The following is a 12,325-nucleotide window of genomic DNA, read 5'->3' on the forward strand; positions in this document are numbered from 1 at the left end:
TCCCAGGTTTAGGAGAACAACGCAATGGCACAGGCCAAGACCGCCGTACGCAAGCCGCGGCGCAAAGAGAAGAAGAACATCGCGCTGGGTCACGCCCACATCAAGTCGACGTTCAACAACACGATCGTTTCGATCACCGACCCCTCGGGTGCAGTCATCAGCTGGGCCTCGTCGGGCGGCGTGGGCTTCAAGGGCTCGCGCAAGTCGACCCCGTACGCGGCCGGTATGGCCGCCGAGTCGGCCGCTCGCCAGGCTCAGGAGCACGGAGTGAAGAAGGTCGACGTCTTCGTCAAGGGACCCGGTTCCGGACGCGAGACGGCGATCCGTTCGCTCACGGCCGCGGGCCTCGAGGTCGGTTCGATCCAGGACGTCACGCCGCAGGCACACAACGGCTGCCGTCCCCCCAAGCGCCGCCGCGTCTGATCCCCGAGCCGGGGCGCCTCGTGCGCTCCGGCTATCGGTCGTCGCGCCGTCTCACTGATTTGCGGATGCCTGGACGTGCGCTCTATGCGCGGGTACGAGCATCCCCCGAGAAAAACTCAACAACCTCACCCATGCAAGTGTCATATAGCGGGCACTTAGCCGAAAGGAACACACAGTGCTCATCGCACAGCGTCCCACTCTGACCGAGGAAAAGATCGCGGAGTTCCGCAGCCGCTTCATCATCGAGCCGCTCGAGCCCGGATTCGGATACACGATCGGCAATGCGCTCCGTCGTAGCCTGCTCTCGTCGATCCCCGGTGCAGCCGTCACGAGCATCCGCATCGATGGCGTCCTCCACGAGTTCACCACGATCCCCGGTGTCAAGGAAGATGTCACCGAGATCATCCTGAACATCAAGCAGCTCGTCGTTTCGTCCGAGCGCGATGAGCCCATCACGGCTTACCTGCGCAAGACGGGTGCCGGCCAGGTCACGGCCGCCGACATCTCCGCTCCCGCGGGCGTCGAGATCCACAACCCCGAGCTTGTCATCGCGACGCTCAACGACACCGCGAAGTTCGAGCTCGAGCTGACGATCGAGCGTGGCCGTGGCTACGTGTCGGCGACGCAGAACCGCAACGAGTACGCCGAGGCCGGTCAGGTTCCGATCGACTCGATCTACTCGCCGGTCCTCAAGGTCAGCTACCGGGTCGACGCGACGCGTGCCGGTGAGCGCACCGACTTCGACAAGCTCGTGCTGGACGTCGAGACCAAGTCCTCGATCGCCCCGCGTGACGCGGTCGCCTCGGCCGGTCGCACGCTGACCGAGCTGTTCGGCCTCGCCCGCGAACTGAACGTCGAGGCCGAGGGCATCGAGATCGGCCCCGCGCCGGTCGAGACCGTTCTCTCGAACGAGCTGTCGATGCCGATCGAAGACCTCGATCTGTCCGTCCGTTCGTACAACTGCCTCAAGCGCGAGGGCATCAACACGGTCAGCGAGCTCGTTGCGCTCTCCGAGACCCAGCTGATGAACATTCGCAACTTCGGTCAGAAGTCGGTCGATGAGGTGCGCGACAAGCTCATCTCGCTCGGCCTGTCGCTCAAGGATTCCGTGCCCGGCTTCGACGGCGCGCACTTCTACGGCGGCTACGACGACGAGACCGTCTGACCGCGGACCCCGACCCGATTCATCCTGGAGTAGATACTCATGCCCAAGCCCACGAAGGGTCCCCGCCTCGGCGGCGGTCCTGCCCACGAGCGCCTGCTGCTTGCGAACCTCGCCGCGGCCCTCTTCACGCACAAGTCGATTCAGACGACCGAGACCAAGGCCAAGCGCCTCCGTCCCCTCGCTGAGCGCCTGATCACGTTCGCGAAGCGCGGTGACCTGCACGCGCGTCGTCGCGTGCTGGGCATCATCGGCGATCGCGAGGTCGTGCACGTGCTGTTCACCGAGATCGCCCCGCTGGTCGCGGAGCGCGAGGGTGGCTACACGCGCATCGTCAAGATCGGCAACCGCAAGGGCGACAACGCCCCCATGGCCGTCATCGAGCTCGTGCTCGAGCCGGTGACGCCGAAGGTCAAGTCGTCGAAGAAGTCGGATGCCGCGGCCCCCGCTGCGACGCCTGCCGCTGTCGAAGAGGCGCCCGCCGACGAGACTCCGGTCGCCGTCGAAGACGCCGATGTTGAGGTGTCGGACACCGACGCCGAGGCCCCGGCCGGTGCCGCGGAGGCTGCCGCCGAGGACGCCGAAGCGAAGTAGTACTCGTATGCCGTCATGAGGCCCGCGCCCCTCCGGGGGTGCGGGCCTCATGCTGTGTGCGGCGCGTCGCGGCGCGGATTTCATCTGCACCCGCATCCAGTGCAACACTTAGCGCTGGAGGGATCTCTGTGATCAATTTTGACTTGGAGAACGCGGTAACGCTGTCACATCGCTCGATTTCGGCGCGTTCCGACGTCCGTCGTCGTGCGCTTCGCGCACTCGCCGCGATGGCGATGGTCTCGGCGCTCGCTTTGACGGGGTGCTCGGGGGGCTTGCCGTGGGATCAGCCATCCGCATCCGCCGGGGCATCCGGTACCACCGTGCCCGCACCGGTCCCCAATGACCTGTCGAGCGGCTCGACCGCACGCACCCTCTCGGCCGGTGCCGTGGGGGTCTCGATCAACTACTGGTCCACGCTCAACATGGCCGACTGGACCTCCGGCGCGCTCAAGCCTGTCAGCATCAGCCTGATCACGAGCGTCACCCCGAACGATGGCCAGAAGGTCTACCTGCAGCGCGCGACGATGGTGGCCGTTCCGGGAACGCTCGACACGACTTTTGACCCGCTCGCACCCCAGAACGACCAGTCCACCGTTGCCCCCGGGTATCTTGTTCTCGACCCCTACAGCTACTCGCAGACCTTCAACGTCGGCCCGGTGCCGGCAGAGGCGACGCTCGTCACCCTCCAGTTCACCTACGACTTCCTCGTCCAGACGACGCCGACATCCACCGAGTACGCCAAACAGAGCGCGTCCGACACCCTGACCGTCGCAATCGTCCCGCAGCCCACGGAGTAGTAACATTCGCGAGTAAGACCCTTTTCCCCAGGTGCCGCACCTGTCAGTCTTCGACAGATCCTGCGGTGCCGCCAAGGCCGCACTGAGCATCCCCTGAGTCAGTGCGGACACAATCGAACAACAGTCACCCGTATTTATTCCCCCGGCGTCCGCGCCGAAACACGAGGTCCCCATGTCGATGCCCCCGCCCGCCGGACAGAAGGTCATGCCCTACTCGCGTCCTTCCTCCGCGCGCCCCGCTCCCGAGCCCGAAGCCGTCGAGCCCGATAACGCATTCCCGCAGGATTTCGCCGCGTCCTTGCAGGACCTGAACACGCAGCGCGCGACGATCGGATGCGTGATCCCGGCCTATAACGAAGAGGAGTCGATCGCCGGAGTGCTGCAGGGTCTGCTCGAGCAGTCGCGCGTACCCGACGTGATCCACCTGGTCGTCAACAACTCGAACGACAAGACGGTCGCGATCGCCTCCGAGTTCGCGGGTCCGCACGAGATCACGACCGAGCTGGGTGAGCAGTTCACCGAGGTCTTCGTCCATGACATCGGCAAGAACCCCGACAAGAAGGTCGGCGCGCTCAATTACGGGTTCGCGCTGGTGGAGGGCTACGACTTCCTTCTCGGTGTGGACGGCGACACGATCGCCGACCGTCGTGCGGTCGAGTTTCTCGAGACCGAGATCACGAGCGACACGCGCATCGGGGGCATCTCGGCGATCTACTCGATCGATGACCACCCGTTCCGCGGGCTCGCGCGCTTCCTGATCACGGGCCAGCGCTCGCAGTTCGCGGCGTTCAACCTCCACAACCTGCTGCGTGGACGCAACATGGCCGTCCTCGGCGGACAATTCTCGATCTTCTCCACGCGGGCGCTGCGCGATGTCATGCGCGAGAACCACCAGCAGACTCCGTGGGTGAAGGACAGCGAGGTCGAGGACTCACTCCTCTCGCTGCAGATCAAGAGTGCCGGATATCTCACCAAGATCAGCCCCTATGCCCGCGCCGACGTGGGTGGCATGACGACGCTGCGCGGCCTCGACGCCCAACAGGTCAAGTGGAACTACGGTGCCATCGAGCTGATGTGGCCCGGGCAGCGCGGCGACACGAAGGGGCAGCCGTTCCACCCGAACCTGCGCGTGCGCTGGCTCGAACAGTTCAGCATGCTCGTGAACCTCTTCGTGCGCGTGGGTTTCGTGACGCTGCTGGCCGGTTCGCTGTCGATCAACGCGTTCATCTTCTCGGCGTTCTGGCTCATCCCGATCGCGATGGCCATGCTGCTGAACCTGCGGATGGCTCTGTCGATGAAGAACCGGGACCGGCACGACGTGCTCTTCGCCGCGCTGATCGTTCCGGCCGAGCTCTACATGTGGATCAGAATCGGGCACTTCCTGCGGTCGTGGACACGCTTCCTGTCCCGTAAGAAGGTCGACAACTGGGCCATGCAGGCCAAAGCGGAGCGCGGCGCGGGTATTGGCCACTGGACGCCGATGTTCATCGCTATCGGTGTCGTGGCCGCGGTGGCGATCTCGTGGCAGCTGATCCCGATCACGCTGCAGTCCGGGATCCTCGCGGTCGGCTGGCCCGTGCTGGGCGTGATCACCGTGCTGCAGACGCTGAGCATGTTCATGCGGCTCATGCGCCGTCAGCACGGCTTCAAGGTCTGACGCACCGACCGCGGTAGTGCCGAGCCGAAACCGTCGAGGCTAGTTGTCGACCTCGGGCGTCATCCGGTAGCCCACGTCGCGCACGGCTTCGAGGTACATCGGAATCGGCGAGTCCATCTCGCCGAGCTTGCGTCGCAGGCTGTCGACATGGGCCTGCACGGCTCGCTTGTCGGCGTCGCCGACGTAGTACGACGTGACGTAGGACTCGCCGCGCAGAACCAGTGTGAGGTCCGCTTTGCTCCGGATGCGGCGCCGGGACGACATGATCGTCAGCAACAGCTCGAACTCGGTTTCGGTGAGGTCGATCGGCTGGCTTCCGACCTCGACCCGGCGTGACTCGGGTTCGAGATACAGGTCGCGATGGCGCATCCAGCCGATGTGCGGGTCGCGGCGCTCGAGCTCCGAGCCGGGTCCATCGATCTCGCCCACGATGACGTCATCGTATGCCGGGTCCAGATGGTCGTACTCAGCGCGCGGGATCACCCGCATGGCTGGGACCGGCTCCTCGGCCCTCTCCCACTCGCTCGGGTGGGGCTGACGCGGGGGCGGCGCCTGCTCGTATAGGCGCGTGCGCGGCGGCCCGCGATAGATCGGGGGTTCGACAGGCGGAGGAGCGACGGGCGGAGCAGGGGCCTGGACGGGGATGCTCGAGGTGTTGATGCGGGGGAAAGACGGCCCGGCGCTCTCTTGCTGACGCGGAGTGGGCGTCACGGGCGCTTCGGTGCGCGCGGGTCTGCGCAGGAAGGCATCGATTCGTGCCCGGAACTCGCGCGGGCGGAACGGCTTGACGATGTAGTCGTCGGCGCCGGCGCCGAGTCCTTGAATGACATCGGACTCTTCGGCCATGGCGCTGACCATGATGATGAAGGTCGGGCTACCACCCGCGCGGATGCGGCGGGCAGCTTCGAATCCGTCGATGCCGGGCATGCTCACGTCGAGCGTGGTGATGAGGGGCTTGTACGCCAGCGCAGCGCGCACGCCGTCCAGTCCGTTGCCCACCGAGACGACGGAGAAGCCTGCGGACTCGAAAACGCTCGCGATCAGGTGTCGGACGTCGGGGTCGTCCTCGACGATGACAGCGGTACGCAGCTCATCGGCATCGGCCATGCGGGCGCTCCCCTTGCTGATGATGGATCCCGTCGAATTCTCGCATACGTACGGCCCCGTCATTCACCGCCTGTGGACCGTGACCCGACGTGATCGCGTGTCCCGGGACCGGTCATTCGGTGCCGTCGTCCACGACGACCACGTCGCGCGTCAGTTCCACCGCGGCCATCGGCCACCAGGCGCCGGCCGGGGGCCCGCCGTTGCAGGCGCCATCGCTCTCGCCGGGCACTTTGATCCACAGATTCGTGTCGACGACGTCATCGTGCACGCTGCCCGCTGGCGCTCCCACGCGGCGGTTCGGCGGGTTGCACCAGTCGCCCGTCGCCCCGACCCCGTTGCGCGACGAATCGATCACGGCGTGAGCGCCTCCGAGCTGCCTCGACAGTGCGTGCGCATACGAGATCTCGTCGCCGTCCGTGTTGTAGTTCGAGACGTTGGTCGCGAACCCGCGGACCTGGTCGATGACCCCGATCTCACGGATGAAGCCCGCCATGACCTCGGGGGAGTGCCACGTCGAGTGGCCGCCGTCGATGTAGATCCGGGCATTCTCGGCCGAGAGATTTGCGGCGGCGCCCTGCAGCTGCGGTGCGCGCTCGGCCAGGTTGCCGCACTCCTGGGCGAGCGCTATCGAGTCCGGCTCGAGCATGATGATCGTGTCGATGCCGGATGCGCGAACTGCCGCGCCGATCTCGGCGGTCCAGATGGCGTACTGGTCCTCGGAGAGTCCACCCGCGGAGAAGTTGCCGCAATCGCGGCCGGGAAGACCGTAGATGACGATCGTCGATGTCGCGCCCTGGTCGGACGCCTCTTGTGCCAGGGACGTGACCCGCGGCCCGACCTCACCGATCGGATCGCGCTCGGGCACCAACCAGAAGGCAGTGGGCTGCCCCGCCAGGTAGGCCGCTGCCGCCCGCTCTGGCGAACCCTCGGGCGCGACCGCGGCCTGCACGGCGGCCTCCGTGTTGCTGTACACAGCCACCCGGATGTGCGCGTCCGGCGTCGCGACGTTTCCGCTTCCGTTCAGCAGAACCCACGCCGCGACACCGCCGCCGACGATCACCAAGAGCACCACGAATGTCACGACGATCGAGCGTCGTCGGCGAGAGGACTTCACCGCTCGAATCTATCGCGCCCGAGCGGGCGGGACCGTCCACGAGGCCGCCGCGGCGAGAGCGGGGAGCCTGCGTTACCCGTCGCCATCCACGAGGCGCGAGGCGAGGGCCGATACGCGCACGGATCTGTCGAACGCGGCCTGGGCGCGTGCATCCTCCACCCCTTGCACGGCCGCCGCGACGGTCTCGGCGAACAGCCGTCCACCCGTCGCACCGGGGTGGATCCGGTCACCCGCGAGCAGGTCTTGGTGGGCCGCGGCGGTTCCCGCCCAGTCCGCGACGACGACGTCGGGTTGCGCGGCATCGAAGGCCGCGAGCTCTGCGTTGACCCCCGCGATCCAGTCCCGTGGGGCGAATGCGTTCACGAGCACGAGGTGCCGGTCCGGGCCGATCGCCTGTTCGAGGCGGGCGAGCGCTTCGGCACTGATCGGCCCGTTCGTGCCGAGCGCGACGACGACGTAGGGGCGAAGCTGGCCCGCGGCCGCCTGGGCCTCGGCGATCCCGACACCGGCATTCATCGACCGAGACACGGATGCATCGATCTGGATCCCCGGGAGTCGTTCCATCAGTCCCGGCGCGGACGCGAGCATGACCGAGTCCCCGATCGCGCTGACCTGATCGCCGGGCACCGTGGTCGGGCGCGGCCCGGGAACGGGCTCATCGCCGGTCTGCACGGCGAGCGGCGGCGAGACCTCGATCGCGGTCGGCGTCGGCGAGGGGGATGCCGAGGCTTCGTCCAAGGCCTGCTGGCCCGCCTGGACCGCCGCGGCCCCGGACGTCGCCTGCGGCGCGATCGCGATGGCGCTCGTCGTCGCACCCGCCGCGAGGACGAACGCGGTCACAGCTCCGAGGGCGACGAACCGGCCCGCGGGGGCGCCGGACAGGCGTGCGCGCAGCGCCGCGAGGGAGGCGCGGAAGCCGTGGCGTCGGACCGGAGTCTCGATGAACCGGTAAGACACGGTCGCGGCCACCAGGGTGATGGCGAGCGCCCAGAGGCCTACGGCGAGCGGCGGCTCGTCTCCGGGTGCGATGGCCGTGCCCGCCATCAGCAGGACGAGGACCGGCCAGTGCCAGAGGTAGATGCCGTAGGACCGCACCCCGACCCAGCGGAGCGGCGCGACATCGAGCGTGCGTCCCAACACCGAGCCCGGCCATGCGCCCGCGGTGATGGCGGCGACGGTGAGCAGGCAGGCGGCGAGCAGGGCGCCCGGGAACGTCGCGGTGTCGGGCGCGGGTGGCACTGTCGCGACCGCGACGATCGCCGCGACCGCGAGGACGCCGACGGCGGTGACGCCGCGTCGAACGTTCGGGCGAACCATCCAGGCGGTCGGTTCGTGGAGCGCTCGGCCGACGGTGAACGCCAGCGCGACCCCGAGCAGGATGCCGAAGCCGTGTGAGTCGGTTCCGAAGTAGGCGCGCGTTACGTCCGCTGCCGCACCGCCCGCCGTCGCACCCGATACCAGGACTGCCATCCAGAGGGCCGAGCCTGCCGCCGCGACGGCGGCGACACCGGCACGGATGAGCCGCGAGGGGATCAGCAGGAGGAGAGGGAAGAGCAACGGCCAGAGGACGTAGAACTGCTCCTCGACCGCGAGCGACCACAGGTTGCGGAACAACTCGGGCGTGCCGGACTCGAAGTATCCGCTGCCCGCCGAAATCGACATCCAGTTGAAGGTGAACGTGAGGGCGCCGAGCACCTGACGACCGAAGCCGACCAATACGTCGCCTCCGACGGACCATGCCCAGAGGCCGCAGACCACGATGAGCGTGATGAGCGCCGGCAGAAGCCGGCGGGCTCGGCGCCGCCAGAACTCGACCAGCGAGATGCGTGGGCCGCGTCCCTCTGCCGCGGACACCCCGGCCTCGCGCAGCAACAGCGAGGTGATCAGGAATCCGCTGATGACGAAGAAGACGTCCACACCGATGAAACCCTGCGGCAGCCACCACGCGGGGAACAGGTGATAGGCCACGACCAGCGCGACCGCGATCGCGCGCAGTCCATCGAGGCCCGCGTAGCGCCCGCCGACAGGATCGGGGCGGGGTGCGGGAGCGGCAGCGGAGGGAAGGGGGTCAGTGCGAGTCATGGGTGCGGTGGTCCGCGCATCACACGTGCATTTCGGGGCGTGCGCATGGGCGCTGCGGGTGTGGCGTTGACGCTCGCCAAGTTTACGTCGGGGGCACCGACACCGCGAGAACGAATGGCTCGTCGCGCGCGGCAATAGGCTGTCCGGGTGCGGATCCGCCTCGACATCGCCTACGACGGCACGCATTTTCGCGGCTGGGCCCGCCAGACGAACCTGCGTACCGTCCAGGGCACACTCGAGGATGCGCTCGCCCGCGTGCTCGGGTCCGGACACATTCCCGGTCACGCGCACGGCAAGATGCCTCGGCTCGTCGTGGCGGGGCGTACCGACGCGGGCGTGCACGCCGCCGGTCAGGTCGCGCACCTCGATCTCGACACACGGCTCCTCGAAGCCCTCGGTCGGTCGCGCCCGAAGTACGGCACACCCCTCGACCTGCTCGCGCAGAGGGTGCGCGGCGTGCTGGGCAAGTACGCGGATGTCACGGTCCGCGGCATCCGTGAGGCTCCGGATGGGTTCGACGCCCGGTTCTCGGCCGTGTGGCGCCGATACGCGTATCGCATTGCCGATTCCACGGCCGGTTATGACCCCCTCGAGCGCACCCGCACGACGAGTGTCAACGCTCACCTGGACGTGGCGGCGATGGATGCCGCGGCGCGGTCGCTGATCGGACTGCATGACTTCGCCGCGTACTGCCGCCCCCGAGAGGGCGCCACGACGATCCGTACCCTGCTGGAGTTCGACTGGCGGCGCAACGACGAAGGCGTCCTGATCGCGAACGTGCGGGCGGACGCGTTCTGTCACAGCATGGTGCGCGCCCTCGTCGGCGCGTGCGTCTCGGTCGGGCGCGGCCGGTTGAGCGTCGAGGATGTCGCGAGTCTGCGGGATGCGGGGGAGCGGACGAGCGCGTTCCCCGTGCTCGCGGCGCGGGGACTCACCCTGATGGAGGTCGGCTACCCCGCCGACGATCAGCTCGCCTCGCGCGCCGAGGTGACCCGCGCCCGTCGCGACGAGGAGTGATCAGGTCCCGTCGACGCCGGGGGACGAAAGAGTCTCGGACTCTTCGGTCCAGCGTGTCAGCGCCACGGTGAAGCCGTGCACCAGGCGCTCGAAGCTGCGCTCGATCGAGGCTGACAGGGCGAAGCCGCCCTGGGCCTCGAGCGCGACGAATCCGTGCAGGGCCGACCGGAATGCGCGGATCGCGTCCACCGCGTCGTCGCCCTCGAGGCGGTAGGCGGCGAGAACGTCGGCGATGACCTGGACGACCGCGCTCGCGGTGGACTCGCTTTCGAGATCCCCGGGGATGGGTGCCATCTGTGACGCTTCGTAGCGTGCGGGATGCAGCAGGGCCCAGCCTCGGTAGGCGTGCGACATCGCGTGGATCGCGTCGGTGCCCGCTCGCCCGACCGCGGCTCGGGCGAGCACGTCGCCGAGCTCGCGCTGGGACCGGAGCGAGATGCTCCGCTGCAAACCCGCCATCGAGTCGATGTGCTTGTAGAGCGAGGGCTGGCGCACACCCAGCTTCTCGGCCAATGCGGCGAGTGTCAGTCGACTGAGACCGACCTCGTCGGCCATGATCGCCGCCTCGGCGACGACCCGGTCGCGGGTGAGGCCCACCCTAGGCACCGTGCGTCACTCTCTCGAGGAAGCGCAGCACGGCGTCCGCGGTGATGTCGGGCTGCTGCGCATGCGGGTAGTGCCCCGCCTCGGCGACCATCACGACCTCGCCCTTCAGGGCGTCGCCGATCCATCGTGCCTCGGCCGCGGGGTCCCTGAAGTCCGGGTCCCGGTCGCCCATCACGACGAGCGCCGGTGCGGCCACGGCATCGAGCGCGGCCTCGGCCGGATCGTGGTCGGTCTGCTGGGTCGTGAGCGAGAACGCCTTGCCGTATGCCGGGCGCCGCAGGCTGGCGATGACCGCGGTGCGGTACTGCTCGAAGTCGGCGGGCTTCTGGCCGGCGTACAGCGTGGGCATGTAGCTCTTCCAGACGCTGGCGATCCAGAGCGGCGCCATCATCGCCCGGAACAGCGCGCGCGTGATGGCGCTCACCGGCGGGTTGCGCACGAACGGACCCACGAGCACGAGACCCGTCACCTGTTCCGGGTGTTCCGCCGCGACGATCACGGCGGCTCCCGCCGCGAGCGAGTTCCCGACGATCACGGCACTGCCACCGAGATCCGCGATCAGGGCCGAGATGTCACCCGCCGTCGCGACGTCGCCATACGACGAGAACGACGTGTCGCTGTCGCCATGACCGCGCAGATCGGTCGTTGCGACCCGGTAGCCCGCCTCGACGAGCAGGGGAGTGAGGTGACGGTAGGACGAGCGCAGCTCGCCCATGCCGGGAACGAGTACGAGCAGCGGCCCCGACCCCTGGACGTCGTATCCGATGCGCCCCTCGGGACGGGCCAGGTAGCGCGTCGCGGCGTCCGAAACCGAAGCGGAGGAGGAAGTCATGAAAGCTAGACTCCATCATCTACCAGCTATTGTCAATAGCTTAAGTGGTCAGCGCGCGATGGGGCTCACCTGGGAGTTGTCAAAGAACCCCGCGATGGCGAGCCGGACGTCACCCGCCGGTAACGTCCCGCGCCTATCCTGGTGGCGGTATGAAGGTCATCTCTTACAACCTGCGCAAGCATCGTGCGGCAACCGAGCTCGCGGCGCTCGCCGAGCGCTACGAACCCGATGTGCTCTGCCTGCAGGAATGTGACTCCACCGACATCCCGAGCACGATCCACGGACTGACGCTGGCGGATGCGACGAGTCGCAATCGCCTCGGACTCGCGGTGTACTTCCGTGAGAACACCTACCGTGCTGAGGCCGTACGGGCGATGAGCCTGAAGAAGTCCTTGCACGACCGCGTCCTCAAGCCCGCCGAGGAGCGGCTGCTCGGCGTCCGCCTGCACGACATCGACGCGGGCCACCAGATGATCGTCGCCTCGTTTCACGCCGCACCGCTGACGGCTCTGAACTCACTGCGCCGCCACCAGATCCGTACGGCGCTCGACGAACTCGATGCGCTCGGACCGGGCCTGCCCACCCTCATGGTCGGCGACTACAACTACCCGGTATTCAAAGAGAACCTCGGCCAGCGCATCCGTGATCAGGGCTACGAGTTGAACCTGAGCGACGCCCGCACCTACACCCGCTACCGCTTCTTCCGGGGGCACTACGATTTCGCGACGTCGGTAGGTTTCGAGATCGAGAAGGTGCGGACCCTGCCGCAGGGCCGGTCTGACCACAAACCGATCCTCGTGACGGGCAGAGCTGTGGCTGCGACGACGGCCACCGTCCATGACGCGACGACAGCGGACGTGCCCCTGATGCCCAGAGCGAGCGCCTGATTCCGCTGGCTCCACTCGCGTCATGAAACGCCCGGACGCGCGTCTCA

12 protein-coding genes are annotated in these 12,325 nt (G+C 67.8%); 7 read left to right on the plus strand and 5 right to left on the minus strand.

Going from position 1 to position 12,325, the window contains the following annotated elements; all coding sequences use genetic code 11:
* Positions 1-24: 24 nt before the first annotated feature.
* The 5 genes from rpsK (at position 25) to CGU35_RS01740 (ending at position 4,633) form a co-directional block, all read left to right on the plus strand.
* The gene (rpsK, locus tag CGU35_RS01720; RefSeq protein ID WP_036299990.1) at positions 25-423 is read left to right on the plus strand and encodes a 30S ribosomal protein S11; all 399 of its coding nucleotides are present in this window, start codon (positions 25-27) and stop codon (positions 421-423) included.
* Between the two features lie 175 nt (positions 424-598).
* Positions 599-1,588 carry a DNA-directed RNA polymerase subunit alpha gene (locus tag CGU35_RS01725; RefSeq protein WP_100809913.1) on the plus strand — a complete coding sequence of 330 codons (990 nt, stop codon included), beginning with the start codon at positions 599-601 and terminating at the stop codon, positions 1,586-1,588.
* A gap of 39 nt (positions 1,589-1,627) precedes the next feature.
* Positions 1,628-2,179: a 50S ribosomal protein L17 gene (gene rplQ / locus CGU35_RS01730; protein WP_100809914.1), complete on the plus strand. Its 552-nt coding sequence runs from the start codon at positions 1,628-1,630 to the stop codon at positions 2,177-2,179.
* Positions 2,180-2,499: 320 nt separating this feature from the next.
* Positions 2,500-2,976 (plus strand): hypothetical protein, encoded by a 477-nt coding sequence (locus tag CGU35_RS01735; RefSeq protein ID WP_232711105.1) that lies wholly within the window; start codon positions 2,500-2,502, stop codon positions 2,974-2,976.
* 172 nt (positions 2,977-3,148) lie between these two features.
* Positions 3,149-4,633: a glycosyltransferase family 2 protein gene (locus CGU35_RS01740; RefSeq protein WP_181003493.1), complete on the plus strand. Its 1,485-nt coding sequence runs from the start codon at positions 3,149-3,151 to the stop codon at positions 4,631-4,633.
* Positions 4,634-4,672: 39 nt separating this feature from the next.
* Here the strand turns inward: CGU35_RS01740 and CGU35_RS01745 are convergent, their stop codons facing one another.
* From CGU35_RS01745 to CGU35_RS01755, 3 genes are all read right to left on the minus strand, one after another.
* A complete protein-coding gene (locus CGU35_RS01745; protein WP_100810084.1) occupies positions 4,673-5,740 on the minus strand; it encodes a response regulator transcription factor in 1,068 nt (355 codons plus the stop codon).
* 112 nt (positions 5,741-5,852) lie between these two features.
* On the minus strand, positions 5,853-6,854 hold the full coding sequence (locus CGU35_RS01750; protein ID WP_232711106.1) for a glycoside hydrolase family 6 protein: 1,002 nt from the start codon (positions 6,852-6,854) through the stop codon (positions 5,853-5,855).
* Positions 6,855-6,926: 72 nt separating this feature from the next.
* Entirely contained in the window at positions 6,927-8,936 is a 2,010-nt protein-coding gene (locus CGU35_RS01755) for an acyltransferase family protein (RefSeq protein WP_100809916.1), read from the minus strand.
* A gap of 147 nt (positions 8,937-9,083) precedes the next feature.
* On the opposite strand from CGU35_RS01755, the gene truA reads away from it, so the two are divergent.
* The gene (truA, locus tag CGU35_RS01760) at positions 9,084-9,953 is read left to right on the plus strand and encodes a tRNA pseudouridine(38-40) synthase TruA (RefSeq protein ID WP_100809917.1); all 870 of its coding nucleotides are present in this window, start codon (positions 9,084-9,086) and stop codon (positions 9,951-9,953) included.
* Here the strand turns inward: truA and CGU35_RS01765 are convergent, their stop codons facing one another.
* Positions 9,954-10,550: a TetR/AcrR family transcriptional regulator gene (locus CGU35_RS01765; RefSeq protein ID WP_198519491.1), complete on the minus strand. Its 597-nt coding sequence runs from the start codon at positions 10,548-10,550 to the stop codon at positions 9,954-9,956.
* Position 10,551: 1 nt separating this feature from the next.
* Positions 10,552-11,391 (minus strand): alpha/beta fold hydrolase, encoded by an 840-nt coding sequence (locus tag CGU35_RS01770; RefSeq protein WP_100809919.1) that lies wholly within the window; start codon positions 11,389-11,391, stop codon positions 10,552-10,554.
* A 149-nt stretch (positions 11,392-11,540) separates the two neighbouring features.
* Between CGU35_RS01770 and CGU35_RS01775 the strand changes: the two genes are divergently transcribed.
* Complete coding sequence (locus CGU35_RS01775; RefSeq protein WP_100809920.1) at positions 11,541-12,278, plus strand: endonuclease/exonuclease/phosphatase family protein; 738 nt, start codon at positions 11,541-11,543, stop codon at positions 12,276-12,278.
* Positions 12,279-12,325 lie beyond the last annotated feature (47 nt).

The sequence above is a fragment of the Microbacterium sp. BR1 genome, from assembly GCF_002812725.1.
Taxonomy (GTDB): domain Bacteria; phylum Actinomycetota; class Actinomycetes; order Actinomycetales; family Microbacteriaceae; genus Microbacterium.

Coding starts and splice junctions, on each gene's coding strand:
- rpsK (WP_036299990.1), top strand. CDS start 25: ATGGCACAGGCCAAGACCGCCGTACGCAAGCCGCGGCGCAAAGAGAAG.
- rplQ (WP_100809914.1), top strand. CDS start 1,628: ATGCCCAAGCCCACGAAGGGTCCCCGCCTCGGCGGCGGTCCTGCCCAC.
- CGU35_RS01740 (WP_181003493.1), top strand. CDS start 3,149: ATGTCGATGCCCCCGCCCGCCGGACAGAAGGTCATGCCCTACTCGCGT.
- CGU35_RS01745 (WP_100810084.1), bottom strand. CDS start 5,740: ATGGCCGATGCCGATGAGCTGCGTACCGCTGTCATCGTCGAGGACGAC.
- CGU35_RS01755 (WP_100809916.1), bottom strand. CDS start 8,936: ATGACTCGCACTGACCCCCTTCCCTCCGCTGCCGCTCCCGCACCCCGC.
- CGU35_RS01770 (WP_100809919.1), bottom strand. CDS start 11,391: ATGACTTCCTCCTCCGCTTCGGTTTCGGACGCCGCGACGCGCTACCTG.
- CGU35_RS01775 (WP_100809920.1), top strand. CDS start 11,541: ATGAAGGTCATCTCTTACAACCTGCGCAAGCATCGTGCGGCAACCGAG.